Origin of the sequence: Corynebacterium sp. CCUG 51687 (assembly GCF_024453995.1) — a bacterium.
Classification (GTDB): Bacteria; Actinomycetota; Actinomycetes; order Mycobacteriales; family Mycobacteriaceae; genus Corynebacterium; species Corynebacterium pseudogenitalium.
Genome location: NZ_JAGPYT010000005.1, coordinates 136,022 through 160,757, shown reverse-complemented (window position 1 = coordinate 160,757; position 24,736 = coordinate 136,022). Strand labels below are relative to the sequence as shown.

The window sequence follows — 24,736 nt, the reverse complement described above, 5'->3', positions numbered from 1 at the left end:
CTGATGGTACTGCACCTGGGAGGGTGTGGGAGAGTAGGTTACCGCCGGCCTATAACTTCATTTTCTTGTGTGTGGTGAGTGTGTGTTGTTGTGGCACATACTCACCACACTTTTTTGTTTTGGTGGGGGTGTGCACCACGGGCGTGGGGGTGTGCGCACCAGATTCCTTTACGTAGGGGGCGTGAGCTGGGGAAACGCCACCGCACAGTCTCGAAGACCCGGAATGTGGTGCACAGCTGCCTCGGCTACCGTTGGAGACACACTATTGGTACTCCGAGAGGGTTTATGGCCAGGGCACCGATGGGTCGGTCGTGAAGTGGACGGCCTTGCTGGAGAGCGGGTCGGTGAAGGCAACGGAAATACATTCCAACAGCATTGGTTTGGTGAAGTCGTCCTCCCCAAAAGGATGTGGGACGGGGTAGATAGAGTCGCCGATGATGGGCACCCCGGCGTCCAACATCTGGATTCTCAGTTGGTGCGTGCGTCCACTGATCGGTTCGAGGAGATAGCGCCCGAGCGGTCCTTCCACTCCGTAGCGTTCTTGTAGCACTGTTTCCTCTTCTGACGGCAAACGGGACGCGCCAAGGAACAGCGTTTCTGAATTGGGTTCCGCGCCGCGGACAATCTTGGAAGCAACTTCGCCGTGTTCTTTGACGATGTGATGCCGCCAAGGTCCGGCAGGTAGCGAAGGATCATAAGGAGCAACCGCGGAATACAGGCGGCGGACTTCTCGGCGGGCGAACATGTCCTGGTACGCCCCGCGGACGTCACGGCGCTTCGTCAGTAGCAAGAGTCCACTCGTCATGCGGTCGAGGCGATGCGCCGGTGCGAGCTCCTCGTTGCCGGTCTCGCGGCGAAGGCGGACGGTGAGGGTCTCCGTGATGTGGGCGGCGCGTGGCATCGTCGCCAAGAACGGCGGTTTGTTGACGACGAGGACGTTATCGTCTTCGAACACCACGGTGTGAGTAAACGGTACGGGAGTTTCGGGGGCGGGGCGTCGATAAAAGAAGACGTCTGTGCCTGGCTGCAAAATATCGTTGGGGGAGAGCGGGGTGCCGTCGCGCAGGACGACTTCGCCGACGGCGAAGCGCTGGAGGACGGCTGCGGCGTCGTCATCGGGGTGGCGGTGGCGCTGCCCCTTGATGACTTCGGTGAGGAAGTCGCCGGCGGTAATGGGGGCGTCGGGGACGCGGACTCGTGACGCGCCGAGGCCATCGCGCGGAGGCAGTGGCGGGGGCGACTTCCTTCGTTTTCTACTCATATCCTTTGCTAGATTAGTCGCTATGGATATTGGAGCGATGTTGCAACCAGTACTGGCGTTCTTCAATGAAGGTATCGGGAAGGTGATCGCGGACGTGCTGCGAGCACTCTATGAGACGTTCTTCCCTGCGAACTCTGAGGGTGCGAAGCCCGTGGAAATTCCCAAATAAGGGCCACGATATCGATGTGGGTTTTGTCTACAATGGGGGTAGAAACTGCCTACCTTCTTGAGAAAGGGCGAAACACATGTCGAATGAAGAAATGGTCGTCGTAGCTGTGGACGGAAGCCCGGCTTCCCACAACGCGGTCCGCTGGGCGGCGAACACCGCCGCGAAGCGCGGCATCGCGCTGCAGCTGGCTGCAAGCTACACCATGCCGCAGTTCCTGTACGCGGAGGGGATGGTTCCGCCGAAGGAGCTGTTCGACGATCTGCAGAAGGAAACCATCCAGAAGGTCGAGGAGGCGCGTGACATCGCGCTTGAGGTCGCCCCAGATATCAAGATTGGGCACGCAATCGCGGAGGGATCCCCGATTGACATGCTGCTTGAGATGTCGCGTACCGCGACCATGATCGTGATGGGGTCGCGTGGCCTTGGCGGGCTTTCCGGGATGGTCCTCGGCTCTGTGTCTGGTGCGGTTGTCTCCCACGCAAGCTGCCCGGTTGTGGTGGTCCGCGAGGACAACAACGTGACGGAAGAGAATAAGTACGGCCCGGTCGTAGTCGGCGTTGATGGCTCTGAGGTTTCCCGCCATGCGACGGAGGTCGCCTTTGAGGAGGCGCACGCTCGCGGTGCGGAGTTGATTGCGGTGCACACGTGGATCGATACTCAGGTGCAGGGGCCGGGCGCTGGGTTCTCTGTCACGGACGAGCACTGGAAGGCTGTGCAGGAGGAGAAGGACGAGATCCTCAAAGGCTACCTGGAGGACTCTGCCGCGAAGTACCCAGATGTGCAGATCCGCAAGGTGATTACGCGTGACCGTCCAGTCCGCGCGCTTACCGAGGCCGCTGAAGGCGCACAGCTCCTGGTCACCGGTTCCCACGGTCGTGGCGGGTTCAAGGGCATGCTGCTCGGCTCGACGTCGCGTGCGCTGCTGCAGTCCGCGCCGTGCCCGATGATGGTTGTTCGTCCGAACGACTAATCTCGCGGAACGCAACCAAGTCCCAGCGGTGCCGTTTCCAGATCGTTACCCGTTGGTGTCCGAATCGTAGTGGCATTATGCCCGAATGGGAGGCACCATGGTCAGTAGACATTAAACGATCGTTATAGAAGGAGACGTGCACATGCTGGGACTTGGCTTTTTCGGCTGGATTATTATCGGTGGACTTGCGGGCTGGATCGCTTCGAAGATTAAGGGCAAGGACGCCGATATGGGCATCGGCCTGAATATTATTGTCGGCATTATCGGTGGCCTGATTGGCGGCTGGTTGCTGGCGAAGTTCGGAGTGGACGTCGACAATGGCGGGCTCTGGTTTAGCTTCTTCACCTGCATCCTTGGTGCGGTGATCCTGCTGACCATCGTCAACTTTGTGAAAGGCAAACAACGCCAATAGCTAGTAGCGCGAAAAGCGCGTGATGTATGTACCGGCCGGAGGGACACACCCCCGGCCGGTATTTTTCTTTTCAGAAACTACGGTACGCGGTATGGTGAACGTACTGGTTTGTCTACTAGAGATTTTGGAGGAGCAGTCGCGTGAGCAGCGGTACAACCAGCAAGGCAAAGAGTGCTTCCAGGAGGCGGAATCGTCCCAGCCCCCGGCAGCGGCTGCTGGACGCCGCCACGAAACTCTTCCAAGAAGAAGGCATCCGCGTCATCGGTATTGACCGTATTTTGAGGGAGGCGGACGTCGCGAAGGCGTCGTTGTACTCTCTGCTTGGGTCGAAAGACAACCTGGTCATCGCGTACATTGAGCGGCTGGACGAGGAATACCGGCAGCGTTGGGCGGAGCGCACCGAGCACGTCTACGACGCGGATGGGAAGGTGCTGGCGTTCTTCGACATGGCGATTGAGGAGGAGCCGGACCGGGAATTCCGTGGCTCGCCGTTCCTGAACGCGGCGAACGAGTATCCGCGCCCGGACACGGAGTCGGAGGAACGCATCGTTGCGGCGTGTAAGAAGCACCGCCAGTGGATGTACGACACGATTACGCACCTGCTCAGCGTGAAGAACGGCTACAACTCGGCCTCGCAGACGAATGAGCTTTTGATCTTCCTCGACGGCGGCCTGGCTGGAGCCCGCTTTGTGCGCGATACCGCACCGTTGGAAACTGCCCGTACGCTAGCGAAAGCTACGCTTGGGACTCCTCCTGCTGACTATTCGATTTAGCCTCCCGCTGCACTTTCGACCGCTCTTTCTCGATGGCCTTTTTGGCTCGCTTCTCGTCGCGCTTGGCTTCGGCTAGGGCGGATTTTTCTGCGCGGATGTCGCGGCGAACCGCTGGGATGGTCGTCGGTCGCACGAGCGCGCCAGCCTTCTTGCGGCGCCAGGCCCGTTTGCGCTCGTGCTTCTCCCGCTTCTTTTCGACGTACGCTTCGCGCGCCTCGCGCACATGGTTGCGGTGAATCTCCTCGGATGGGAAACGCTTTACAAGCAACGCCCAGAGCAGAACGGTCTGTGAGGCGGTCCAGAAGTTGTTGACCACCCAGTACAGCAGTAGCGCGATCGGCACGAGGCCGAGCAGGCCCGCCGTGGTCAGGGACAGCGCAATGAAGGGGATCATCCAGTACAGGAACCGGTAGCTGCCGCGGGTGAACGCGTTTTCCCACTCGAGGGTGGTGCGGTTACGGATCTGGGAGAGCAGCAGGTTGATGCTGGTGAAGCAGATGGCGGCGATGAGCATCGGGATGGCTAGGCTGCGAACGGCGTCGACCGTAGTGCCGAGGGAGGCAAACTGCTCTGGTGTCATGGAGACGTAGGCGGGGAGGGGGACGTCGAAAAGCGTGGTGTTGCGGAAGCTTTCGATCTCGTCTGGGGTGAGCAGGCCGATCCGGTGGGCGTCGCCGACGTCGGGGACGGCGAGCCAGTACAGCAAGCGGTAGAGGCCGAAGAAGAACGGCAGCTGGATCATGGCGGGAACGCAGCCGGCGAGCGGGTTGTAGCCGTGCTCGCTGCGGAGTTTCTTGATGGCTTCGCGTTCCGCCTCGATGTCCTCGAGTGCGGTGGAGCTGCCGTAGCGGTCCGCGATGGCTTTCATGTGCGGGCGCATCATGTAGCTGGTGCGGCCTACCTTGTACGTCTTCCAGGAAAACGGTGCGATGGCGCCGCGCACTGTGATGACCAGCAGGATGATGGATGCGATCCAGGCGCCAGAGACGGGGGCACCGAGGACGTCGGCGAGGAGCCAGTGCCAGAACTGCAGCACGGCGGATACGGGATAGACGAGGATTTCCATCATTCGCTAATGTTAGGCCATGGTTTACCAACAACCCAGACGCAAGGTGCGCGCCTCCCAGGTGTTCGGCGAGGTGCTGCTGACCATCGGGGCGTTGTTGTTGCTGTTCGCGTTTTACGAGTCCTATTGGACGAATATCGCGTCCGGCAAGATGCAGAACGAAGCGCAGGACACGTTGTCGGAGCAGTGGAAGAACCCGCGCCAGCTGCGCACGCCACAGCTCGGCGACGCATTCGCGCGCATGTACATCCCTGCGTTCGGGTCGGACTACCAGTTCGCCATCATCGAGGGCACCGACGAGAACGAGTTGTTGGTGGGCCCGGGCCGCTACCCGGACACGCAGATGCCGGGCGAGCCGGGCAACTTCGCGGTGGCGGGGCACCGCGTGGGCAAGGGCGCGCCGTTCAACGACCTTGGGGCGCTGAACAGCTGCGACGCCATCGTGGTGGAGACGCAGGATTCCTGGGTGACGTACCGCGTGCTGCCGATGGGCCTGGATCCGCAGGAACGCCGGGACGTGGCGGCGGGCTGCGTGCCAGCCGAGATCAACGAGCCGATCGCGACGGGCGAGTACCGCAACGTGGTGGGCAGACACATCACGCTGCCGGGGGACGTGAACGTGATCAACCCGATCCCGGAGCAGCCCTCCATTGAGGTGCGCCCGGACATGCTGGGCATGATCACGCTGACCACGTGCCACCCGCAGTTTTCGAACGCGGAGCGCATGATCATCCACGCCGTGCAGACTGAGGTGCTGGCGAAAACACCGGGCGAGCAAACGCTGCCGCAGGCGATGTCGGAGGTGAGATAGACAATGTATGGAGCACTTTGGCGGATGCTGCCGGGCCCTACGCCGGTGAAGTGGCTGCTCGCGATCGTGATCGCGGTGGCCGTGTTCTTCCTGCTGATGGAAGTGGTGTTTCCGTGGGTATCGGCACAGATGCCCTACAACGACGTTGCAGTGTAACGCCCTAGAGCTGCAGGTTCTTGATGGTCTCCTCGGCGACGAGCTGCGCCTTGATGGACTCGTCCTGGTTGGTGAACACGGTCACGGCCGTGTTGCTCTTGGCCACGGAGTAGGCGGCGCCGATCCTGTTGGGTACGGCCCCGCCGCCGTGGCGTCCGCCGTTCCACCCGGCTGGCTGGTTGGCGGGTTCGGTGTAGTCGATGGGTGTTGCCCAGTCGACAACGGCCATGGCGTCCTCGGGGCTGTCCATGTGCCGCACGATGACGGTGAGCTGCGGCTCGGGCGGGTAGGACCAGAACTGGCAGGCTGGGGGGTCGAAGCGGGCGTCGATACCTACGCCGGTGACGCGCTGGCCGTTGGCGTCGGCGACCCAGTCGGTGTCGAGGTATGGGCAGGGCTGCCACGCGTTGCGGTCGGTGGCGGGCAGGGCGTCGAGAGGCAGGGCGGCTTGTTGCTTCTCGACGCCCCCTTCGCCCGCGGGCGCCGGATCCGGGTCGGGGGCGGCGCACCCGGCGAGGACGCCGAATGCCATGACTGCTGCGAGGGTGGGTAGTGTCAAACGCATGGGTTCCAGATTAGCTGTGTTGTCGCCGGGCCCCGGCGAAACCACTGAGGTGCCGGTAAACCGCTCCTTGGATATCGGTATCACGGTGTTGTCGGTGTCGCTGGTGTTGGTGTCGCTGGCGGCGCTGGCGCGGATGTCGCTGGATGAGGCGCTGCTGCACATCACTCTGGTGACGACGTTTTCCTTCCTCCTGTTCTACGGGATGACAGAGATGCACTACTGGGCAACCCCGGGCCGCGTGCTGTGGCTCGTGGGGCTGACTGGCGTGTGGATGCTGGACACGACGATCTCAGTGGTTGCGATGTACTGGGTGTTCATCCTGTTCTTCGTGTACATGCGGGCGTTCAACGACTGGCGAGGTATTGCCGGGGTTGCTGCTGGGCTTGTGATCACGGTGCTGGTACAGCTGCCGGATCATCTCACGCTGGGCAGCGTGTTGGGGCCGGCGCTGTCGGCGGTGGTGGTCCTGGCGATCAACTATGCCTTCACCACGATTACGAAGGTGAGCGACGAGCGCGCCGAGCTCAACAACGAGTTACTGGAGACACGCGAACAGCTAGCAACTACGGAGCGCGCAGCCGGTGTGGCGCAGGAGCGGGAACGGCTCGCGCACGAGATTCACGACACGGTGGCGCAGAACCTGTCCTCGATCCAGATGCTGCTGCACGCCGCGGAGCGCGACCTGTTGGCAACGGACCTTTCGGAGGAAGAGCTGGCGGCGCCGTTGAAGAGGATGGAGACGGCACGCAGGGCGGCGTCGAGAAACTTGGCGGAGACCCGTGCGATTATTGCGGCGCTGACACCGGCGCCGCTGAGCACGACGTCGCTGGAGGAGGCACTGCGGCGCATCGCGGCGGACTTCGGTACGACGGGCGACATGGACATCGAGGTGGAGGTCGACGGTGAACCGCAGCAGCTGCCGATGCGGATCGAGGCCGGCCTGCTGCGTATTACGCAGGGCGCGGTGTCGAACGCGGTGAAGCACTCCGAGGCGAGCCGCATGCGCATCACGCTGACGTTTGGGGGTGACGAGGTCCGCCTTGATGTGGTGGACAACGGCAAGGGCTTCGACGTAGCGAGCCAGGCCAAAAAGCCCTCAGGGTTAGGCCATTTGGGCCTCGATGCCATGCGTTCTCGGGCCGCGGAATTGGGCGGTGAGCTGGCAATTGAGTCCCAGCCCGGCGGGCCGACAGCGCTTTCTGTGGCGGTACCGAGTAGTATCAAACAAAAGACTGACCAGGTGGAGAGGAAAACTTCATGATTCGTGTGTTGCTGGCTGATGACCATGAGATCGTCCGGCTGGGGCTTCGGGCCGTGCTCGAGGAGGCCGAAGACATTATGGTCGTCGGCGAAGTTGCCACAGCTGAGGGCGCGATCGCGATGGCGCAGGCCGGTGGCATCGACGTGATTTTGATGGACCTCCGCTTCGGCGCGGGCGTCGAGGGCACCCGCGTGACCACGGGCGCGCAGGCAACGGCGCAGATCATCGCCTCGATGACGAACCCGCCGAAGGTGCTCATGGTGACCAACTACGACACCGACGCCGACATCCTCGGCGCGATCGAGGCCGGAGCTGTCGGCTACCTGCTGAAGGACGCCCCGCCGGAGGAGCTCGTCGCCGCGGTGCGCTCCACCGCGCGTGGCGACGCCACAATGTCCCCGGTGGTGCGCGAGCGCCTCGAGACGCGCGACCGCACTCCGCGCTCCTCGCTCACGCCGCGTGAGCTGGAGGTGCTGCAGTTGGTGGCGGCGGGGTCGTCGAATAGGGAGATTGGCACGGAGCTCATGCTTTCTGAGGCGACTGTGAAGTCCCACCTCGTGCACATTTACGACAAGTTGGGTGTGCGTTCCCGTACTTCCGCCGTGGCATCGGCGCGCGAGCAGGGCGTGCTCTAGTAGTAGGGGTGGGCTTCGTGGAATGCTTCCACGATGCCGAGGGGGATCTTGCCGCGGTTGGCAATGGGCAGGCCTTCGGTCTGCGCCCAACGGCGGATCTCGGCGGGGTCAAGGGCCCGATCGGTCGCGTCGCACGCCTCCCTGGCTGCTTCGACGTACGGCTTGAGCTGCGCCAGGAAGCGCTCCGCGTTCTCCGGCTTGAGGTCCAGCACGTAATTCTTCCCCTGTAACCCGAAGCGGATCACGCGAACATCCGCCTCGTGCAGGGGCGTGTGGTCCAGGTCGTCGAAAAACTGGGTGATATTTTGCCGGGCCATGAAGGCTGTCCTTTCTCCGGTACTCCCAAGAGCGATACTTGGGAGTAGTGTTCGCGTTTGGAGGAAGTCTAGCAAATACTTTGGCCGATAATACTAATTAAGTTTCTTCTGCACTTCCGCGGACAGTTTCTGCAGGTCTTCATCAATAGAGTTGTGTGCCAGGCGCTGCTGTACCGGGTTCATGTGCTCGGCGTTTTCCACCGCGGTCTGCAGCTCCGCGAGGCGGACCTTCGCGTCGGTGGCGAAGCCCTTCGGCAGCTCGGCGGTCTTGACCTGGCCCTCGAGGGCGTCGACGCGCGACTTCAGCTGCCCGCCGCGCTCAGAAAAGCGCGAGACCTCCTGGGAGGACAGGCCGACGCTCTGCGCGCGCTGTTGTACCTGCTTCTGCTGGTAGGACGTCCAGCCTTTGTAGAACAGCGGCAACAGCACCGGCAGGAGCAGACGGGTCGCGCCGAGCCACTGCTTGGCTTTCTTCTTCGTAATGCCGGACTCCTCAATGCGCTGCAGATGTGCCTTCGCCAGCCGCTCCTCGTGCTTGCGCTTCTGCTTCAGGCCCTGCTTCTCTGCCTTCAGCAGGCGCTTCTCGGCCTTGTCCAGCAGCTTTGCGGTGCGGAAGTCCTGCTTCGCCTCCTCCTTGGCAAGCTTGCGGGCGTGCGCCTGCGCGGCCTTAATCTCAGCCTTGGCCTTCGTGCGTGCTTTCCGGATGGATTTGAACAGTCCCATGCGAGTTAACTCCTTTACGCTTCAGCGTTCGTTTGGACACCAACCTTACCTGTTTCTCCACTGCGCCTAGTAGAGTATTGCCCATTGTGAGTACGTCGAAGCAGCAGGATGGCACACGCATGCGGCCGTCGGATCTTGTGGGGTGCCGCTTCCGGTTCCGCCGGAGGTGCCAGTTCCCGGACTACCCGTCGCGCGAGGAGGCCGAGGCGCACATGCCGCAGCGCATCGCGGTGCAGGAGGCGGTACTCGCCCAGCTGCCTACCAAGCCAGCGCTTGGCGACGGCCGGCGCCGCCTCTTCACCCGCGCCGACGCCGCGGACGCCACCACCGAGGGCGTCTTCGACTTGATGCGCCGCGGCACCCACCTGATCACACGCGCCACGCTCCATGGGGACATCGCCGGGGTGGCGGTCGAGGTGGACGTCGACATCCTGGTGCGCACCGCCGACGGGTACGTGCCAGTGATCATCTCGAACCACAGAGTCGCGCGCACGCACCCGACCTCGACGCTGCAGGCCGTGCCGGTTGGGCGCCTTGGGCTGGGGGCACCACTGCGGGTAGCGGGCAAGTACCGCCACCACACCGTCGACGGCTACCGGCTAGCCATGGCGCACCTCCTGCTCGGGGAGCGCTCCGCGGGCCGCGGCGGCGTCATTGGGCAGGATAGGTCGCTGGCGTACGGAGTGGACGTCGAAAAGTATGTCGCGCCGCTGCTGCTCGCGCTCGCCGAGCCCACGCCCGAGCACCCAACCCGCTACAAACAGTGCGCCACCTGCAGGTTCTGGCCACTGTGCCTGCCTGAGCTCGAGGCGCGCGACGACATCTCGCTGGTGCTACCCGGCGGCAAGGGTGACCGCTTCCGCGCCCAGGGCATCACGACGGTCCAACAGCTTATCGACGCCCAGCTCGGCGAACCTTCCCGCATCGCCGAAGCCTGGCGCGCCGGGATCCCCCTGCTCAGGAGACCGGGGCCGATCGGTATTCGCCGTGCGGACGTCGAGATCGACATCGACATGGAGTCCTACATGGACCAAGGCGCCTACCTGTGGGGCACCTTTGACGGCGAGCGCTACCGGCCGTTCGTGACGTGGGAGGAAGTCGGCGGCGACGCGGAGGAAGCCAACTTCGGTGCGTTCTGGCGCTGGCTCCTCGACCAGCGCGCCCAAGCCCACGCGGAAGGCAAGACCTTCGCCGCCTACTGCTACGCCGCCGCCGGCGAAAACCACTGGCTGCGCATGTCCGCGCAGCGCTTCGCCAGCATCGACGCCAAGGAAGTCCAGGAGTTCATCGCTTCCGAAGAGTGGGTCGACGTGTTCGCGTCGGTGCGCAGGCACCTGGTGGGCACCGACGGGCTGGGGCTGAAAGTGCTCGGGCCCATCGTGGGCTTTCACTGGGAGGACGACGACATGGACGGCGAAGCCTCCATCGACCGCCGCTTCGCCGCCGTCCGCGGCGACGAGGACGCAAAGCAGACCCTGCTGCAGTACAACGAAGACGACTGCCGGGCCACCCGTGCCGTCCGCGAATTCCTCGCCGCCGACGCCCCCGGCATCCCTTTGCTCTAGCTTTGGGGTTTAGCGCCTGGTGTTTTAACGCCTGGTGTTGCGGGCCACCGCCGCGGTAATCAGCACCAGCACCACAACGAGGCAGGCCAGCACCATCGTGAACCCGGCCCACGGCAGCAGCTCGTACACCCAGCCCGACGCCGCCCCCACCATCGACGACCCCATGTAGTACCAGAACACGTACATGCTGGACGCCTCCGCCCGGTCGCGCTCCGCGATGATGCCCACCCACGCGGAAGCCGTCGAGTGCATCGCGAAGAAGCTCGCCGTAAACACCAGCAGACCGGCCAGCAGCGCCACCAGGTTCGGTATCGCCGCCAGTATCAGGCCCACCACCATGAGCGACGCGCCCCCAATCACCACGTGCCCGCGACCGTACTTGCTCACCAGCGCACCCGCACGCGACGCCGACCACGTCCCCGACAGGTACAGCAAAAACGCCAGCCCCACCAGCGACGGCGGCAGGCCAAAGTAGTCAATCGCGCGGAACCCCAGGTAGTTGTACAGGGAAACGAACACGCCCATCCCGATGAACGCCGTCGCGCACAGCGCGAGAATCCGCGGGTTCCTCGCGTGCCGAACCATCGCGCGGAACTCATTGCCCGGTCGCAGCTTCGCCTTCGGCGTGAAGTTGCGCTGCGCAGGAAGCAGGATCGCCGTTGCAATCGCCAGTGCAAGCGCCGTCACGCTACTGGCCGCGAGCGCCCACCGCCACGACGTGACCGCCAGCAGCCCCGTCGGGATCAACCTGCCCGTCAGCCCGCCGATCGTGTTGCCGGCGATGTACAAGCCCATCGCGCCGGGCAGGTCCTTGGCGTCGAGCTCCTCGGAGAGCCAGGTCATCGCAACGGCCGGGGTGCCTGCAATCGCGATGCCTTGCAGGGCTCGCAGTAGCACCAGCTGTTCCATCGACTGCGCCAGCGGCAACAACAGTCCAATGCCCGTCGCCACCAGCGCCGACACGATCAGCACGCGCCCGCGCCCATACTTCTCCGAAAGTATCGACGCCGGCACCACACACAGCGCCAACCCGCCCGTCGCCGCCGACACCGTCAGCGCCGTCGTGGACGGGGAAGCGTCGAACGCCTCCGCCAGGGTGGGGAGCAGGGCCTGGGTGGCGTAGAGGGCGTTAAAGATTCCGAGCCCGGCGAGCAGCATCGCAATCGTTGCGCGACGATACTCCGGGCTCCCTTTCTTCATGCTGCATATCCTGGCACTTTGTGGCGGGGACCTCAAGGAGCGTTCTACATTGCCGCACCAAATTCCTGGTTTTTCGACGGGCGGATTTGTAAAAGCCCAGGTCATTTTCGGCGCGTGGTGGAATCTGGTGCGCAGGTCGACCGGAGCGAACACTGCGGCCCAAAATCGGCCCAGCTAACCCCGTCCCCTACCCCCTCTTGCGTGACAGGTTAGCCTACCCTAATATCCCTAGTGGGTCCTGGTTCCTTCAACGGACTCGTCGTGAATACAGATAAAACCCGCCGTGTTTCATACCCCTGTATGAAACACGGCGGGTGGCCATGTAAAGCGCTCCTCGCGAGAGCGCCTTTAATCTAACAGAATTACATGGCGTTGTCTATACCGACTTACTTGGAAGCCGCTGCGAAACGCTCGTTGACGTCGTCCCAGTTGACAACGTTCCACCAAGCCTTGACGTAGTCGCCCTTGACGTTCTTGTACTGCAGGTAGAACGCGTGCTCCCACATGTCGAGCATCAGCAGCGGGGTAAAGTCAACGGAGATGTTGCCCTGCTGGTCGGTGAGCTGCTCGATGATGAGGCGGCCTGCGATGTGGTCGTAACCCAGGACTGCCCAGCCGGAGCCGTGCAGGCTGGTTGCAACGCCGGAGAAGTGTGCCTGGAACTTCTCGAAGGAACCGAAGTCGCGGTCGATTGCCTCAGCGATTGCGCCGGTTGGTGCGCCGCCTGCGTTCGGCGCCATGTTCTTCCAGAAGATGGAGTGGTTGGTGTGGCCACCCAGGTTAAATGCCAGGTTCTTGGACAGTGCGCGCAGCTTGTCTGGGTTGGCGTCGCCGTTGCGCTCTGCTTCGAGGGCCTCGAGGGCGGCGTTTGCGCCAGCGACGTAGTTTGCGTGGTGCTTGTCGTGGTGCAGCTCCATAATCTCGGCCGAGATGTGTGGCTCGAGTGCGTCGTATGCGTATGGGAGCTCTGGAAGTTCGTAAACAGCCATTGTCAGTTCCTTTCGTTTGGGGTTGGTGACGTGCCCCATAATAGACAAGAATCACATTCCCGCAATGGCGTACGCTAATTTTTATGGGTTTCTTATTTGCACCGGAGCCGAAGCTGGTTCCTGAAGATCGCACGTTGCCGGGTCGTGATGAGCCTGTGTTGGCGCATCCGCGTCCGCATGCTGTGCTGGGGACGCCGATTACTGGCCCGTGGCGCGAGGGCCAGCGCCGCTTGCTGGTGGGCATTGGGTGTTTTTGGGGTGCTGAGAAGATGTTTTGGCAGATGGAGGGGGTGGAGTCGACGTCGGTTGGTTATGGCGGGGGTGTGACGCCGAACCCGACGTACCGAGAGGTGTGCAGTGGGCAGACGAACCACGTTGAGCTGGTGGAGGTGGTCTACGACCCGGAGCGTGTCTCGTTGAAGGAGTTGGTGCGTGCGGCGCTTGAGGCGCACGACCCGACGCAGGGTTTCCGCCAGGGCAATGACGTGGGTACGCAGTACCGCTCGGCGTTCTATACGGATGGGGAGGATGAGGCGTCGATAATTGAGGGGTGGGTTGCGCACTACGGTGAGCAGCTTATCGACGCCGGCTATGCCCCGATTACGACTGAGGTGCGATGGGGCGTCGATTATTACTTGGCGGAGGATGAGCACCAGCAGTACCTGCATAAGGTGCCGAACGGGTACTGCCCGCACCACTCGACGGGCGTGGAGTGTGGGATCTAGTGTTGCCGAAGATTGTGGCGCATCGTGGCTTTTCGGCGATGTACCCGGAGTCGACGCGCCTGGCGTTTGAGGCGGGCCTGAAGCTGCCGATCCACGGCGTGGAGTGTGACGTGCGGTTAACGCGCGACGGGCGACTGGTGGTGTTCCATGACGGATTGGTGGACCGCACTACGGACGGGATGGGGCGCGTATCCACGATGGATTTTTGCGACCTGCGCGAGCTGAACTGCGGCACCGATGAGTGCCCGCAGCAGGTGATGCTGCTCGAAGAGCTGCTCGAGCTGCTGCAGGACTACCCGGACAAGCACCTCTATATTGAGACGAAGCATCCGACGCGCTACGGCCCCGAGGTGGACGAGGCGACATTTCGGGCGCTGGCGTACGCGGGCATGCTGGATTCGGAGCAGGTCAAGATCATTTCCTTCTCGCACAAGGCGGTGCGGTATTTCACGCGGATGGCGCCGGACCTGCTCACGTATTACCTGTTCAGGGTGCGTGAGGCGAAGTGGAACCCGAAGAGCGTGATGCTGTCGAGCCCGTACGGGATCGGGCCAGGGTTGGCGCATGTGCAGCAGCGCCCGGAGCTGATCGGTAAGTATGGGTGCCCGACGTACGTGTGGACGGTCAACGACCCGAAGGATATGCGGTGGTGTGCCGAACACGGCATCGCTGCGATTGCGACGGACCACCCGCAGCTGGCGCTGCAGACGTACGCAGGGCTGCTGTAGCGCCTGTACGATGTGTGTCTATGGCTAAAAAGAACCGTAGAAAGCAAGAGAATCTCCCAGAGGGAATGAGCCGCCGCCAGGCGAAACTCGCTGCCCGCGCCGCTGAGCGCGAGGCGCTGCAGAAGGACCCGCGCCCGTACGAGGGCCTGGCCGCCGAGGCCGAATTGGTGGCGCTGCAGGAGTTCGTGCCGTCCGCGACCGCGCAGGTGACCGTGAAGGACACCCCGGTGCAGCTGGTGACCGTGCTGCCAGGCGCCGTTGCGGCGATGGTGCGCGAGGGCGGCGAGCGCCTGGTCGCGCTGCAGGTTGCGGCGCACTCCCAAAACCCGGGCCGCGATCTTGCGTACGCCCTGAACTGGGTGCTGAGTGCCAAGGAGGGCGAGCAGCTCCAGTCCACCGCGGCCGACGGCCAGCAGCCGACCCTGAAGGACATCTTCCCGGTTGACGCCGCCTTGGACGTCACCTCCTACGACGACTTCTCCTGGTGGTTCCCGGAGGATGCCCAGGTTCCGCCGCAGATCCAGCAGGCGATGGCGGCCGCGAACGACGCCGTCATCCCGTCCGTCGAGGTCAAGTCGGACGCGCCGGGCGCAGTGTGGTGGGTCAACCCGGGCGGCGGCAAGGCGCACATCCGTTGGGTGCGCACCGAGGATAACGAGAGCCAGATGCTCTCGGCGCTGGCGCGCATCGCGGCGCGCGGTGAGCTTAACCTGGGTGAGGGCACGAAGTTCGCGGGCGCGTTCCGCACCCACGGCGTCGTGGTCCCGGTGTGGGACCTGGACCCGACGGTTGAGCCTGCGTCCTACGCGGATGCACTGGTAGCGCTGAACAAGGCTATCGAGGCCGAGTACGCGAACGATGCCCAGCTCAGCGCCGACGAGCGCAAGCAGCTGGACAATATCAAGTCCCGCCAGGTCACCATCTAAGCAGAGGGCGACCGGGCTGCACGGGGGCTATTCGGGGGCCTACCTGAGGGACGAGAAGAGCTGCTCGGCAGCGACCTCGTCCCACAGGATCACGTTGCCCACGTCCGCGTCCATAAACCCGCCCACCGGGATGGTTTCCGTGTTCAGCCCCATGCTGAACGCCAACCCAATGCGGGCCAGGTTCCACACGTGGTCCTTGCTGCCCACGGTGAACATGGCCGGGGCGGTCCACAGCAGCGGCAGCGCCCGGAACGGGTTGAGCAGCACGCCGGGGGAGAGGATGCGGCTGGTCAGCGCGCCGAGGAATTCGCGCTGGCGCCCGACGCGGTCCAGGTCGCCCTGGGCGGTGGCGCGGGTGCGCACGTACCCAAGGCCGGTCGCACCGTCCATTGTTTGGCAGCCGGGCTCGACAAACAGGTTGGCCAGCGGGTCCTGGATGGACTCTGAGACGCAGATCTCCACGCCGCCGACGGCATCGACGATGTTGGCCAACCCGCCCATGCCGATTTCCGCGTAGCGGTCCACACGCAGGCCAGTGGCCTGCTCAACGGTCTGGATGAGCAGCTGCGGGCCACCGTAGGCAAACGCCGCGTTGATCTTTTCCTGCCCGTAGCCGGGCACGGCCACATAGGAGTCGCGCGGGATGGACACCAGCGTCGCCTTCCCGAATAGTGGCAGGTGCAGCAGCATGATCGTGTCGGTGCGGGTGGTGCCCAGGTCGCCGCCGGTGCCGAGGCGCGCCGCGTCCTCCTCGCTCAGGCCCGTGCGCGAGTCAGACCCGACGAGCAGCCAGTTCGTGCCCGAGGTGTTCGCGATGCGCTCGGCGGGCAGGGCGTCGACGCGGGAGAGTCGGGCGTCGACAAGGAAGGTGAGGGCGAGCAGCACCACGAGGAGAGCCGCGAGCAGACGGCCGCAGCCACCTTTACGACGCCTTCTTCGCCGCTGCGGACGCTGCTGTTGTGGTCGTTGCGTGACCTGCATCGGAATGTGCTCGCGCTCCGGGCGCTGCTGCGGCGCGCGTTGCTGAACCGGTCGTTGCTGCGCTGGGTATTGGCGTGGCCGGTATTCGCGCGGTTCGTAGTCGCGCGGGCTGTACTGCCGTGTTTCCTGCGGCTCGCGACGCTCCGACCGGATGGCTGGCCGCTCCTGCCAGGCAGCGGGCCGTTGCTGTTCCCGCTGCGGGCGACGCTTCCGGATGGGGCGCCCGTAGCGGTCCACGAGTGGTTGGCCGTCCTTGCCAAGCACGAAGTCCTCGAGGTTATCCCGGGGATCGTTGGAATGCGGCGTATTCATGGCAACAGTGTAGACGGCAGGAGGGGGTAGGCGAGAAAAGCGACGGCGTCGATAAGGAAGTGCGCGAGGATGAGTGGCCAGACTTTGCCGGCGCGGTGGTAGTAGTAGGCGAAGATGGCGCCCATCGCGATGTTTCCGAAGCCCGCGGAAACCCCCTGGTAGAGGTGGTAGGAGCCACGTAAGACCGCGGAGGCGGCGATCGTGGCAGGTACCGACCAGCGCATCTGGCGCAGCCGGGTGCACAGGTACATCACCACCACGACCTCTTCGGCGAACCCGTTGGCGAAAGCCCACAGGAGCGAGGTGGGGATCTGGATGGCCTCGGTGGTGGGGATGACCACCTTGGACCAGCCGAAGTGCACCGCCCCGATATAGAGCGCCAGTCCCGGGATGCCGATGAGGGCCGCGAACCCGGCGCCGCGCAGCCAGTCGCGCCACTTCGGCGCAACCCACGCGGTGCCCAGCAGGTACCACGCCAGGCCGCCCCACCCGATGAGCGACAGGGCTGAGACCGCCTGGAGCGCCACGTCGAGCCAGCCGATGGAGCTCGCCTGGGAGTAGAGCGTCGTCGATTGCTCGTTGAGGGGCGCCTGCAGCAGCGAGTCCACCAGGCGCAGCGCGGCGCGCAGCCCGCTGGCGCCGAAGGTGACGGCCAGCACGAGGAGGACTTCAACGCGGTACCGAGTGTGCATGCAGGCTACAGTAGCCCCATGACAACGATTGCGTACCTCGGCCCGGCGGGAACGTTCACGGAGCAGGCCGTCTGGAACTTTGACTTGCCCGATCCGCAGCTTGTGCCTGTGGATTCCCCGGCGGAGGCCCTCAACGAGGTGCGTGCCGGGCGCGCGGACTACGCGGTGGTTGCGGTGGAGAACTCGGTCGACGGCGCGGTCACCGCGACCACGGACGCGCTGGCGGAGGCTCCCGGGGTGCAGATTTACGGTGAGACCGAGCTCGAGATCGCCTTCGCCATCATGACGCGGCCCGGTGCTTCACTTGTCGACGCCACCCGCTTCGCTACCCACCCCGTGGCCTACCAGCAGGTCAAGCGCTGGATGGCCGAGCACGCCCCGAACGCGACCTTCCACCCGGCGACATCGAACGGCGCGGCGGCGCAGCTCGTCGCTGAGGGGAAGGCGGACGTGGCCGCGGCCCCGGAGCGTGCGGCGGAGCTGCTCGGACTCGAGGTGCACGCGCGCGGCGTGGCCGACTTGTCCACGGCGCGGACGCGCTTCGTGCTAGTGGGCCCGTCGGGGAAGCCGACCCCGCGCACGGGCAACGATAGGACGTCGATCGTGTTTCAGACCCCGAACGAGCCTGGCACGCTGGTGGCGGCGTTGCAGGAGTTCGCGTTCCGCGGCGTGCATCTTTCCCGTATTGAGTCGCGCCCAACACGCAAGGAGCCGAACACGTACTCCTTCCACGTGGACATCGTGGGGCATATCGATGACACCGCCGTCGCGGAAGCGTTGCGGGCGGTCTACCTGCGTGCCTCGCAAATTACATACTTGGGGTCGTGGCCGTGCGCGCAGCAGGCAACCTGGCCGAGTAGTAACCCGCGCCTCGCGGAGGCCCAGTCCTGGGTAGACGGACTGCGCTAAGCAGGGGTAACTTCGGCTAACCCCAGCCGAGTTCGTGCAGCTCGTGCTCCTCGAGCCCGAAGTAGTGGCCGACCTCGTGCAGGACGGTCACCTTTACTTCGTGGCGCAGTTCTTCTTCGTCGCTGCACATCGCCTCGAGTGCGTCCTTGTATACGAATACCGCGTCTGGCAGGAACCCGCTGTGATTTGAGTGCTGCTCAGTAAGGGGGATGCCCTCGAACAGGCCCAGCAGCGTTGGTTCGTCCGGGTTGAAGTCACGGGCCAGCACCACCATGTTCGTCATGTGGTGGGCGAACTCCTCGGGGATGGTGTCCAGGGCGTCGTTGATCATCTCCTCGAAGGCGTCCTGGCTGACCGGCTCCATCATGGTCGGGGCTGCTCCTCCCGAAGCGGGCGGCGCTCGGGCCGCTCCGGTGGCGGGTTGCCGTCGATCTTGAGCACTTCGCGCCCGGCGGTCGCGGACCCGGTCAGGGTAGCGAACTGCCCCTCCGGATTCGAAAAGACCAGCGCGCAGTTCACGCTGTGCGAGCCGCCCTCCCAGGCGGACGGCTTCTGCGTGGTCCAGAACGGCTGTAGCGCGATCTGGTAGAGGTTTTCCTCCGCGCCCATGTACTTCTGGGCGGCGTCGGTGCATACGTCGCGAAGGTGGTTGTCCTGCTCTTCGATGCTCGGGGTGTGGTCGGGGAAAACCGGTGCGAGGTCCACCGTGCTGGTGATCTCCATCTGGTGTGGCTCGTTGCAATCCACGCTGCTCAGGCTGGAGGTGCCGTCGATGGCCACGCACTCCCCGGGATTAAAGGTGCGCGCCTGGTCCTGCTCGGACACGCGGCCCGTGGTCAGGATTGGGGTGCCGTCGCGGTCGGTTTCCTGCAGGCCGCACAGCATGGTGCGGTCACCCTCTTCCCACGCGGCCGCGGGCGGCAGGATCGGCGCGATCGAGTAGCGCCCGTTCGGGTCGAAGGCGCCGTTGAGGTAGCGCAGGGTTGCTCCTCCGCACAGCTCCTCGCGCAGCTGCGCCTGGCGGGTCTGGTTCGGCATCGGCGCAGACGGCCCGAACTCGGAGGTGGGATAGGTGGCCAGGTCCTCGCGCGCGGAGATTTCAAAGCGGTGCTCGAGTGCGCAGTCGGTTTGCTCGAAGGCGGTGATGTGGCCCTCGGCATCGGCTTCCCAGGTCAGGCAGGCGCCTTGGTCCGCCGTGGTGAACGGCGCTGGCTTGTTCTTGCTCTGTCGCTTCGGAGTGGACGTCGATACCCCAGATGCATCAGTGCCGCCTTGCGGCGCGGGTGAGGCGTTGTAGGTGTAGGAGCCGAAGCCGACCGCACCCGCGAGCAGCGCGACGAGAAAGCCGCGCAGCGCTGTTGTCCTGCTAGCCATGTGCATTTCCTATCCCTCGAGGTTGCGCAGTACCTGTGTGTGCAGACTATAACGATCCGTCCGGTACACACTGGCACAGTATTCCACACGTGTGCCATGGCTTTGCGCATAGCGCACGATTCGCAGCAGCGCGCGGTTCGCCGGCACCTCGAGTAACGGGGCGACGGTCGCGCCGGCATTCACGGCGGTCACGGTCTGCTCAGCTTTGGTGATGCCGAGGTTGTAACGCTTATCGAGTACCTCGTACACCGACGCCTGCAGGTCGTGTTCCAGCAGGTCGGGGACCAGCTCGCCGTTGTACCAGCCGTCGTCGACGGCGTAGGGTTGGGCGTCGCCAAGCCGGAGGCGACGCAGGTGGATGTGCTCTGTGTGCGGCGGGGTGCCGAAGTACTCGGCGACTTCTTGAGGCGCTGGCGCGCGCTCCGCCAGTAAAATACTTGACGACGCCACTACGCCCTGCGCCTGCATCTCCTCGGAGAAACTGGCCAGCTGCAGCTTGCTCACCAGCGGGCTCGGCGCCACGAACGTGCCTTTGCCCCGGACCCGGCGGAGCTTGCCCTGGGCGACGAGGTCCCCGATCGCGCGTCGCACCGTGATCCGGGAGACCCGGTAGGTCTCCTCGAGGGCGCGTTCGCCGGGCAGCGGGTCGCCGGGGGACAGTTCGTTGCGGCAGTACTCTTCGAGGATGATGCGTAGCTGCGCGTGTTTCGGGAGGGGGCCTTCCTGGATTTCGGTGGGGGGCTGCTCGGGCGTGGACATACCCCCACCATAGCGCACTGGTTATTACCAGAGCGGGGCGGTGGTGCAGGTGGCGTATCGAGGGGCGGAACCGGGTAGAGTTGTGGGCGTGATTGATCTGAAATTTCTGCGCGAGAATGCAAACGACGTCCGAGAGTCCCAAACCGCCCGTGGCGAGGATCCCTCCCTCGTCGATCAGCTGCTAGCGGCCGACGAGCAGCGCCGCGAGGCAATCCAGGCAGCAGATGAGCTGCGTGCGGAACAGAAGGCCTTCGGCAAGAAGATTGGCCAGGCTTCCCCGGAGGAGCGCCCGGCGCTGCTCGAGGGCTCGAACGAACTCAAGGCGAAGGTGAAGGCCGCCGAGGCCAAGCAGGCTGAGGCCGAGCAGGCCGTGCAGGACCTGCAGTACAAGATCCCGAACCCGATCCAGGGCGCACCGGCTGGCGGCGAGGAGGACTTCGTGGTCCTCGAGCACGTCGGCGAGGTCCCAACCTTTGACTTCGAGGTGAAGGACCACCTCGAGCTGGGCGAGAACCTCGGCATTATCGATATGAAGCGCGGCACCAAGGTTGGCGGCGCTCGCTTCTACTACCTGGTTGGCGACGGCGCCTGGATGCAGCTGGGCATGATGATGCTCGCCGCGCAGAAGGCCCGCGAGGCCGGCTTCAAGGTCATGATCCCGCCGGTTCTGGTCCGCCCCGACGTCATGCAGGGCACCGGCTTCCTCGACGAGCACGATGAGGAGATCTACTACCTCGAGCGCGACGACCTCTACCTGGTTGGCACCTCTGAGGTGGCGCTGGCCGGCTACCACACCGACGAGATTATTGACCTCTCGGACGGCCCGCTGCTCTACGCCGGCTGGTCCAGCTGCTTCCGCCGCGAGGCCGGCTCCTACGGCAAGGACACCCGCGGTATCCTGCGCGTCCACCAGTTCGACAAGCTGGAGATGTTCGCGTACTGCAAGCCTGAGGACGCCGAAGAGATGCACCAGAAGCTGCTCGGACTCGAGCGCGAGATGCTCGCCGCAGTCGAGGTGCCGTACCGCATTATCGACGTCGCCGCTGGTGACCTCGGCTCGTCCGCGGCACGCAAGTTTGACACCGAGGCGTGGGTGCCGTCGCAAGATACGTACCGCGAGCTGACGTCGACCTCGAACTGCACCACCTTCCAGGCACGCCGACTGTCCATCCGCTACCGCGACGAGAACGGCAAGACCCAGACCGCCGCCACCCTGAATGGCACGCTCGCGACGACGCGCTGGCTCGTCGCAATCCTTGAGAACAACCAGCAGGCAGATGGCTCCGTGAAGGTGCCTGAGGCGCTGCGCCCGTGGGTTGGGAAGGACGTACTGGTTCCCTAATGCGCACGATTGATGGACTGTTTGAAGTAGCGGACGGCTACACCGCCCCGCAGCCGCACAGCGGTGATATGCAGAACCGCTTCTACCAGCGGATCGTGCGTGCGGCGAAGCGCTACTTCCGGTTCGCCGGGACGAAGGCGACGGTCCACGGCCTCGAGCACGTCCCGCTGGACGGCGGGGCGATGCTGGCCATCAACCACACCGGCTACCTTGACTTCATGCTGGCGGGCATTGGCCCGTACCTGCGCGGGGAGCGCCTGGTGCGGTTCATGGCGAAGAAGGAAGTCTTCGGCATTCCGGTGCTGCGGTGGCTGCTGCGCAACATGGGACACGTCCCTGTGGACCGCTCGGCGGGCGCCGGGGCTATCGACGCCGCCGTTGCCGCCCTGCGCGAAGGGGCGATCGTCGGCATCTTCCCGGAGGGCACGATTTCGCGCTCCTTCGAGATTGCGGACTTTAAGACGGGCGCCGTGCGCATCGCTCGCCAGGCCGGAGTGCCGCTCGTGCCCTGCGTGATCTGGGGCTCCCAGCGCCTGTGGACCAAAGACCAGCCGAAACGGCTCGGACGCTCGGGCATTCCGGTCATCATCCGCTGCGGGGAACCCGTTGCTGTCGACGGCACCGTTGAAGAAGCCACGGGTAGGCTCAAGGCAGCGATGGAAGCCATGCTGGAGACCACCCGCGCCGAATACGAAACGCGCTTCGGACCCTTCGAGCCCGGCGAGCCATGGATGCCGGCCTCGCTCGGAGGGAGCGCACCGACTCTTGAAGAAGCAGCCGAAATTCGCCGAAAAGAACGCGAGGCAAAGAAAGGGAAATAACATGAACGCCCCCAGCCTGATCATCAGTGACATCGATGGCACATTCCTCAACTCCTACGGACGGGTGACACCTCGTCTGCTGGAGGTCGTCGCGCGGGCTGTGCGCGGCGGAACCAAGTTCGGGCTGGCCACCGGGCGCCCCCACCGCTGGCTGCTGCCGGTGCTCGAGCAGCTGCCGTTCGAGCCGGTCTGTGTGGCCGCCAACGGCGCCGTCATCTACGACCCAGAACACGACGAAGTGGTGAAATCCTTCGCGCTGTCCCCGGAGAGTATGCAGGAGACCGTGGAGGTCGTCGAAAAGGTGATGGGGGAAGCCGACGTGACCGTGGGCTACGGGGTGGAACGGCTGAGCCAGAGCGCGCTCGACCCGGAGGAAGAGTGCTTCCTGATCACGCCGGAGTACAACCCGGACGCCTGGGACGCCCGCTTCGGCGTCGTCCACGTCGAGGAGCTGCTGGCAGAACCTGCGGCGAAGCTGCTCGTGCGCTGCCCGGACCTGATGGCGGCAGAGATGTTCGACATGATCGCCCCCGAGATCGACCAGGACATCGCGCACGTGACCTACTCCATGGAGGAGGGGCTGCTCGAGTTCTCGCGCCCCGGCGTGACCAAGGCGGCAGGTGTTTCCTACCTGGCGGCCCAGTACGGGATCGACCCGTCTCAGGTGGTGGCGTTCGGCGACATGCAAAACGATGTTGAGATGCTGGCGTGGGCCGGCATGGGCGTTGCCATGGGCAACGCGACGGACGCGGTGAAGGACGCCGCTGATATTGTGACCGCATCGAATGATGAAGACGGCGTGGCACAAGTACTGGAGCACTGGTTTTAACTCATGACGTTGCTGGCGGCTATTGATCAAGGCACAACATCAACCCGGTTCGTAGTCGCCACTACGGGCGGCAAGGTGATCGCGCAGGCGCAGTTCGAGCACCGGCAGATCCTGCCGCGCGAAGGCTGGGTCGAGCACGACCCACTCGAGATCTGGCGCAACACGCGCCGCGCCATGAGCGACGCCGTGGCCAGCGCAGATATCGACGAAGCCGCCATCGCCACTTTGGGCCTGACCAACCAGCGTGAAACCGCCGTCATCTGGGAGCGCGCAACAGGTAAACCCATCTACAACGCCATCGTGTGGCAGGACACCCGCACCTCCTACGGCGGCGACGCCACCGAGTTCCAGGCCACCACCGGGCTGCTACGCAACTCGTATCCGGCCGGGCCGAAGTGGGCCTGGATCCTCGACCACGTCGACGGCGCCCGCGAGCGCGCCGCCCGCTGCGAGCTGCTCGCCGGCACCATGGATACCTGGCTGATCTGGAACCTCACCGGCGGCCAGCGCGACCCTGACAACGCACTGCACGTCACCGACGTCACGAACGCCAGCCGCACCCTCCTGATGGACCTGGAAACCCTCCAGTGGGACCCTGACCTGTGCGAAGCCATCGGCGTGCCGCCCGAAATCCTGCCGGAGATCCGCCCGTCCGTCGGCGACTTCGGCCAGGTCCGCAACCGGGGTCCGCTGGCCAACGTGCCCATTTGCGGCGTGCTCGGCGACCAGCAGTCGGCGCTCTTCGGCCAAGGCGGCCTCGAAGAGGGTGCTGCGAAGATGACCTACGGCACCGGCCTGTTCATGCTGCTCAACACCGGCACCACGCCCACCTTCAGCGAGACCGGCATGCTCAGCACCGTTGCTTACCAGCGCGCCGGGCAGCCCGCCGTCTACGCCCTGGAGGGCTCCGTCGCGGTGGGTGGATCGCTCATTCAGTGGCTTCGCGACCAGCTCGGGATCCTGCGCACCGCCGCCGAATCCGAGAAACTCGCCAGCGAGGTCCCGGACAGCGGCGGCGTCGTCATCGTGCCTGCGTTCTCCGGGCTGTTCGCGCCGCGCTGGCGCCCGGACGCCCGCGGCGTCATCACCGGCCTGACCCGCTTCGTGGACCGCCGCCACATCGCGCGCGCCGCCCTCGAAGCAACATGCCTGCAGACCCGCGAGGTCGTCGAAGCAATGGGCGCCGAACTCCGTGAGCTGCGCGTCGACGGCGGCATGACCTCCAACGACCTCCTCATGCAGATGCAGGCCGACATCCTGGGCACCCGCGTCGTGCGCCCCGGCAACATCGAAACCACGGTCATGGGGGCAGCGTCGGCAGCGGGGATGGGCGCCGGGCTTCTCGACGCCCCACTCTCCCTCGGCACGCCCACAACCTGGGAAGATACGGCAAACGCGGCGACTCGCGAAGTGCTTGTCGCCGCGTGGGAAGATGCGGTACGCCGTTCCTATAACCTTGCCTAGC

At 64.5% G+C, this 24,736-nt stretch carries 29 protein-coding genes; 17 read left to right on the top strand and 12 right to left on the bottom strand.

The annotated features are described in order from the left end of the window. Nucleotides 1-283 precede the first annotated feature (283 nt). On the bottom strand, nucleotides 284-1,261 hold the full coding sequence (locus KBX13_RS07010; protein WP_256021414.1) for a pseudouridine synthase: 978 nt from the start codon (nucleotides 1,259-1,261) through the stop codon (nucleotides 284-286). Between the two features lie 22 nt (nucleotides 1,262-1,283). On the opposite strand from KBX13_RS07010, the gene KBX13_RS07005 reads away from it, so the two are divergent. The 4 genes from KBX13_RS07005 to KBX13_RS06990 all read left to right on the top strand — a co-directional run bounded on the left by KBX13_RS07005 (nucleotide 1,284) and on the right by KBX13_RS06990 (nucleotide 3,585). Beyond that, nucleotides 1,284-1,430, top strand: a complete 147-nt coding sequence (locus KBX13_RS07005; protein ID WP_176754811.1) for a hypothetical protein — start codon at nucleotides 1,284-1,286, stop codon at nucleotides 1,428-1,430. Nucleotides 1,431-1,506: 76 nt separating this feature from the next. Beyond that, entirely contained in the window at nucleotides 1,507-2,400 is an 894-nt protein-coding gene (locus KBX13_RS07000; protein WP_256021412.1) for a universal stress protein, read from the top strand. A 142-nt stretch (nucleotides 2,401-2,542) separates the two neighbouring features. Continuing rightward, nucleotides 2,543-2,812 (top strand): GlsB/YeaQ/YmgE family stress response membrane protein, encoded by a 270-nt coding sequence (locus KBX13_RS06995; protein ID WP_070361740.1) that lies wholly within the window; start codon nucleotides 2,543-2,545, stop codon nucleotides 2,810-2,812. A 140-nt stretch (nucleotides 2,813-2,952) separates the two neighbouring features. After that, nucleotides 2,953-3,585 carry a TetR/AcrR family transcriptional regulator gene (locus KBX13_RS06990; protein WP_070975662.1) on the top strand — a complete coding sequence of 211 codons (633 nt, stop codon included), beginning with the start codon at nucleotides 2,953-2,955 and terminating at the stop codon, nucleotides 3,583-3,585. On the opposite strand, the gene yidC is transcribed toward KBX13_RS06990, so the two are convergent. Further along, the gene (gene yidC, locus KBX13_RS06985) at nucleotides 3,548-4,654 is read right to left on the bottom strand and encodes a membrane protein insertase YidC (protein ID WP_256021410.1); all 1,107 of its coding nucleotides are present in this window, start codon (nucleotides 4,652-4,654) and stop codon (nucleotides 3,548-3,550) included. The genes KBX13_RS06990 and yidC overlap by 38 nt on opposite strands. Nucleotides 4,655-4,670: 16 nt before the next feature. On the opposite strand from yidC, the gene KBX13_RS06980 reads away from it, so the two are divergent. Both KBX13_RS06980 and KBX13_RS06975 read left to right on the top strand, forming a co-directional pair. Next, entirely contained in the window at nucleotides 4,671-5,462 is a 792-nt protein-coding gene (locus KBX13_RS06980) for a class E sortase (protein WP_070975660.1), read from the top strand. A gap of 3 nt (nucleotides 5,463-5,465) precedes the next feature. Continuing rightward, a complete protein-coding gene (locus tag KBX13_RS06975) occupies nucleotides 5,466-5,618 on the top strand; it encodes a hypothetical protein (RefSeq protein ID WP_168156155.1) in 153 nt (50 codons plus the stop codon). 4 nt (nucleotides 5,619-5,622) lie between these two features. Here KBX13_RS06975 and KBX13_RS06970 read toward each other — a convergent pair whose 3' ends face one another. Then, entirely contained in the window at nucleotides 5,623-6,183 is a 561-nt protein-coding gene (locus tag KBX13_RS06970; protein WP_083329434.1) for a DUF2020 domain-containing protein, read from the bottom strand. Here KBX13_RS06970 and KBX13_RS06965 point away from each other — a divergent pair. Both KBX13_RS06965 and KBX13_RS06960 read left to right on the top strand, forming a co-directional pair. Then, entirely contained in the window at nucleotides 6,182-7,444 is a 1,263-nt protein-coding gene (locus tag KBX13_RS06965; RefSeq protein ID WP_256021408.1) for a sensor histidine kinase, read from the top strand. The genes KBX13_RS06970 and KBX13_RS06965 overlap by 2 nt on opposite strands. Beyond that, nucleotides 7,441-8,079, top strand: coding sequence for a response regulator transcription factor (locus KBX13_RS06960; RefSeq protein ID WP_070361745.1), 639 nt, complete (start codon nucleotides 7,441-7,443; stop codon nucleotides 8,077-8,079). Before KBX13_RS06965 ends, KBX13_RS06960 begins: the two co-directional genes overlap by 4 nt. Here KBX13_RS06960 and KBX13_RS06955 read toward each other — a convergent pair. Both KBX13_RS06955 and KBX13_RS06950 read right to left on the bottom strand, forming a co-directional pair. After that, nucleotides 8,076-8,396: an Lsr2 family protein gene (locus tag KBX13_RS06955; protein ID WP_070361746.1), complete on the bottom strand. Its 321-nt coding sequence runs from the start codon at nucleotides 8,394-8,396 to the stop codon at nucleotides 8,076-8,078. The two genes, KBX13_RS06960 and KBX13_RS06955, sit on opposite strands and share 4 nt — an antisense overlap. A gap of 93 nt (nucleotides 8,397-8,489) precedes the next feature. After that, nucleotides 8,490-9,119, bottom strand: a complete 630-nt coding sequence (locus KBX13_RS06950; protein WP_070361747.1) for a DUF6474 family protein — start codon at nucleotides 9,117-9,119, stop codon at nucleotides 8,490-8,492. 86 nt (nucleotides 9,120-9,205) lie between these two features. Here KBX13_RS06950 and KBX13_RS06945 point away from each other — a divergent pair, with 86 nt between their 5' ends. Then, the gene (locus KBX13_RS06945; protein ID WP_256021406.1) at nucleotides 9,206-10,684 is read left to right on the top strand and encodes a TM0106 family RecB-like putative nuclease; all 1,479 of its coding nucleotides are present in this window, start codon (nucleotides 9,206-9,208) and stop codon (nucleotides 10,682-10,684) included. Between the two features lie 24 nt (nucleotides 10,685-10,708). Here KBX13_RS06945 and KBX13_RS06940 read toward each other — a convergent pair whose 3' ends face one another. Next, the gene (locus KBX13_RS06940; RefSeq protein WP_070975656.1) at nucleotides 10,709-11,884 is read right to left on the bottom strand and encodes an MFS transporter; all 1,176 of its coding nucleotides are present in this window, start codon (nucleotides 11,882-11,884) and stop codon (nucleotides 10,709-10,711) included. Nucleotides 11,885-12,270: 386 nt separating this feature from the next. Then, the gene (locus KBX13_RS06935) at nucleotides 12,271-12,873 is read right to left on the bottom strand and encodes a superoxide dismutase (RefSeq protein WP_070361750.1); all 603 of its coding nucleotides are present in this window, start codon (nucleotides 12,871-12,873) and stop codon (nucleotides 12,271-12,273) included. Between the two features lie 83 nt (nucleotides 12,874-12,956). Here KBX13_RS06935 and msrA point away from each other — a divergent pair, with 83 nt between their 5' ends. Genes msrA through KBX13_RS06920 form a run of 3 tightly spaced genes read left to right on the top strand, consistent with a single transcriptional unit; the run spans nucleotide 12,957 to nucleotide 15,252 of the window. Continuing rightward, nucleotides 12,957-13,598, top strand: a complete 642-nt coding sequence (gene msrA, locus KBX13_RS06930) for a peptide-methionine (S)-S-oxide reductase MsrA (RefSeq protein ID WP_256021404.1) — start codon at nucleotides 12,957-12,959, stop codon at nucleotides 13,596-13,598. After that, entirely contained in the window at nucleotides 13,598-14,326 is a 729-nt protein-coding gene (locus KBX13_RS06925) for a glycerophosphodiester phosphodiesterase family protein (RefSeq protein ID WP_256008287.1), read from the top strand. The genes msrA and KBX13_RS06925 overlap by 1 nt, the downstream gene beginning before the upstream one ends. 20 nt (nucleotides 14,327-14,346) lie before the next feature. Beyond that, nucleotides 14,347-15,252, top strand: coding sequence for a DUF5926 family protein (locus tag KBX13_RS06920; protein ID WP_256021402.1), 906 nt, complete (start codon nucleotides 14,347-14,349; stop codon nucleotides 15,250-15,252). 39 nt (nucleotides 15,253-15,291) lie between these two features. Here the strand turns inward: KBX13_RS06920 and KBX13_RS06915 are convergent, their stop codons facing one another. Continuing rightward, complete coding sequence (locus tag KBX13_RS06915) at nucleotides 15,292-16,545, bottom strand: LCP family protein (RefSeq protein WP_256021401.1); 1,254 nt, start codon at nucleotides 16,543-16,545, stop codon at nucleotides 15,292-15,294. Further along, the gene (locus KBX13_RS06910) at nucleotides 16,542-17,237 is read right to left on the bottom strand and encodes a CPBP family intramembrane glutamic endopeptidase (protein ID WP_256021399.1); all 696 of its coding nucleotides are present in this window, start codon (nucleotides 17,235-17,237) and stop codon (nucleotides 16,542-16,544) included. The genes KBX13_RS06915 and KBX13_RS06910 overlap by 4 nt, the downstream gene beginning before the upstream one ends. A gap of 18 nt (nucleotides 17,238-17,255) precedes the next feature. On the opposite strand from KBX13_RS06910, the gene pheA reads away from it, so the two are divergent. Next, entirely contained in the window at nucleotides 17,256-18,146 is an 891-nt protein-coding gene (pheA, locus tag KBX13_RS06905; protein WP_256021397.1) for a prephenate dehydratase, read from the top strand. Between the two features lie 16 nt (nucleotides 18,147-18,162). On the opposite strand, the gene KBX13_RS06900 is transcribed toward pheA, so the two are convergent. Genes KBX13_RS06900 through KBX13_RS06890 form a run of 3 tightly spaced genes read right to left on the bottom strand, consistent with a single transcriptional unit; the run spans nucleotide 18,163 to nucleotide 20,279 of the window. Then, the gene (locus KBX13_RS06900) at nucleotides 18,163-18,510 is read right to left on the bottom strand and encodes a metallopeptidase family protein (RefSeq protein ID WP_256021422.1); all 348 of its coding nucleotides are present in this window, start codon (nucleotides 18,508-18,510) and stop codon (nucleotides 18,163-18,165) included. Next, complete coding sequence (locus KBX13_RS06895) at nucleotides 18,510-19,526, bottom strand: septum formation family protein (protein ID WP_070361756.1); 1,017 nt, start codon at nucleotides 19,524-19,526, stop codon at nucleotides 18,510-18,512. Before KBX13_RS06895 ends, KBX13_RS06900 begins: the two co-directional genes overlap by 1 nt. 3 nt (nucleotides 19,527-19,529) lie before the next feature. Further along, entirely contained in the window at nucleotides 19,530-20,279 is a 750-nt protein-coding gene (locus KBX13_RS06890) for a GntR family transcriptional regulator (protein WP_252931694.1), read from the bottom strand. A gap of 88 nt (nucleotides 20,280-20,367) precedes the next feature. Here KBX13_RS06890 and serS point away from each other — a divergent pair, with 88 nt between their 5' ends. From serS to glpK, 4 genes are read left to right on the top strand one after another with little or no spacing between them, the layout of a single operon-like run. After that, nucleotides 20,368-21,621, top strand: coding sequence for a serine--tRNA ligase (gene serS, locus KBX13_RS06885; RefSeq protein ID WP_070361757.1), 1,254 nt, complete (start codon nucleotides 20,368-20,370; stop codon nucleotides 21,619-21,621). Further along, nucleotides 21,621-22,442, top strand: a complete 822-nt coding sequence (locus KBX13_RS06880; RefSeq protein WP_256021395.1) for a 1-acyl-sn-glycerol-3-phosphate acyltransferase — start codon at nucleotides 21,621-21,623, stop codon at nucleotides 22,440-22,442. The genes serS and KBX13_RS06880 overlap by 1 nt, the downstream gene beginning before the upstream one ends. Before the next feature lies 1 nt (nucleotide 22,443). Continuing rightward, nucleotides 22,444-23,271, top strand: coding sequence for an HAD family hydrolase (locus KBX13_RS06875; protein ID WP_070361759.1), 828 nt, complete (start codon nucleotides 22,444-22,446; stop codon nucleotides 23,269-23,271). A gap of 3 nt (nucleotides 23,272-23,274) precedes the next feature. Next, a complete protein-coding gene (glpK, locus tag KBX13_RS06870) occupies nucleotides 23,275-24,735 on the top strand; it encodes a glycerol kinase GlpK (RefSeq protein ID WP_256021394.1) in 1,461 nt (486 codons plus the stop codon). Nucleotide 24,736: the final 1 nt, after the last annotated feature.

Coding starts and splice junctions, on each gene's coding strand:
- KBX13_RS07010 (WP_256021414.1), bottom strand. CDS start 1,261: ATGAGTAGAAAACGAAGGAAGTCGCCCCCGCCACTGCCTCCGCGCGAT.
- KBX13_RS07005 (WP_176754811.1), top strand. CDS start 1,284: ATGGATATTGGAGCGATGTTGCAACCAGTACTGGCGTTCTTCAATGAA.
- KBX13_RS07000 (WP_256021412.1), top strand. CDS start 1,507: ATGTCGAATGAAGAAATGGTCGTCGTAGCTGTGGACGGAAGCCCGGCT.
- KBX13_RS06995 (WP_070361740.1), top strand. CDS start 2,543: ATGCTGGGACTTGGCTTTTTCGGCTGGATTATTATCGGTGGACTTGCG.
- yidC (WP_256021410.1), bottom strand. CDS start 4,654: ATGATGGAAATCCTCGTCTATCCCGTATCCGCCGTGCTGCAGTTCTGG.
- KBX13_RS06980 (WP_070975660.1), top strand. CDS start 4,671: ATGGTTTACCAACAACCCAGACGCAAGGTGCGCGCCTCCCAGGTGTTC.
- KBX13_RS06975 (WP_168156155.1), top strand. CDS start 5,466: ATGTATGGAGCACTTTGGCGGATGCTGCCGGGCCCTACGCCGGTGAAG.
- KBX13_RS06965 (WP_256021408.1), top strand. CDS start 6,182: ATGGGTTCCAGATTAGCTGTGTTGTCGCCGGGCCCCGGCGAAACCACT.
- KBX13_RS06970 (WP_083329434.1), bottom strand. CDS start 6,183: ATGCGTTTGACACTACCCACCCTCGCAGCAGTCATGGCATTCGGCGTC.
- KBX13_RS06960 (WP_070361745.1), top strand. CDS start 7,441: ATGATTCGTGTGTTGCTGGCTGATGACCATGAGATCGTCCGGCTGGGG.
- KBX13_RS06955 (WP_070361746.1), bottom strand. CDS start 8,396: ATGGCCCGGCAAAATATCACCCAGTTTTTCGACGACCTGGACCACACG.
- KBX13_RS06950 (WP_070361747.1), bottom strand. CDS start 9,119: ATGGGACTGTTCAAATCCATCCGGAAAGCACGCACGAAGGCCAAGGCT.
- KBX13_RS06940 (WP_070975656.1), bottom strand. CDS start 11,884: ATGAAGAAAGGGAGCCCGGAGTATCGTCGCGCAACGATTGCGATGCTG.
- KBX13_RS06935 (WP_070361750.1), bottom strand. CDS start 12,873: ATGGCTGTTTACGAACTTCCAGAGCTCCCATACGCATACGACGCACTC.
- msrA (WP_256021404.1), top strand. CDS start 12,957: ATGGGTTTCTTATTTGCACCGGAGCCGAAGCTGGTTCCTGAAGATCGC.
- KBX13_RS06920 (WP_256021402.1), top strand. CDS start 14,347: ATGGCTAAAAAGAACCGTAGAAAGCAAGAGAATCTCCCAGAGGGAATG.
- KBX13_RS06915 (WP_256021401.1), bottom strand. CDS start 16,545: ATGAATACGCCGCATTCCAACGATCCCCGGGATAACCTCGAGGACTTC.
- KBX13_RS06910 (WP_256021399.1), bottom strand. CDS start 17,237: ATGCACACTCGGTACCGCGTTGAAGTCCTCCTCGTGCTGGCCGTCACC.
- pheA (WP_256021397.1), top strand. CDS start 17,256: ATGACAACGATTGCGTACCTCGGCCCGGCGGGAACGTTCACGGAGCAG.
- KBX13_RS06900 (WP_256021422.1), bottom strand. CDS start 18,510: ATGGAGCCGGTCAGCCAGGACGCCTTCGAGGAGATGATCAACGACGCC.
- KBX13_RS06895 (WP_070361756.1), bottom strand. CDS start 19,526: ATGCACATGGCTAGCAGGACAACAGCGCTGCGCGGCTTTCTCGTCGCG.
- KBX13_RS06890 (WP_252931694.1), bottom strand. CDS start 20,279: ATGTCCACGCCCGAGCAGCCCCCCACCGAAATCCAGGAAGGCCCCCTC.
- KBX13_RS06880 (WP_256021395.1), top strand. CDS start 21,621: ATGCGCACGATTGATGGACTGTTTGAAGTAGCGGACGGCTACACCGCC.
- KBX13_RS06875 (WP_070361759.1), top strand. CDS start 22,444: ATGAACGCCCCCAGCCTGATCATCAGTGACATCGATGGCACATTCCTC.
- glpK (WP_256021394.1), top strand. CDS start 23,275: ATGACGTTGCTGGCGGCTATTGATCAAGGCACAACATCAACCCGGTTC.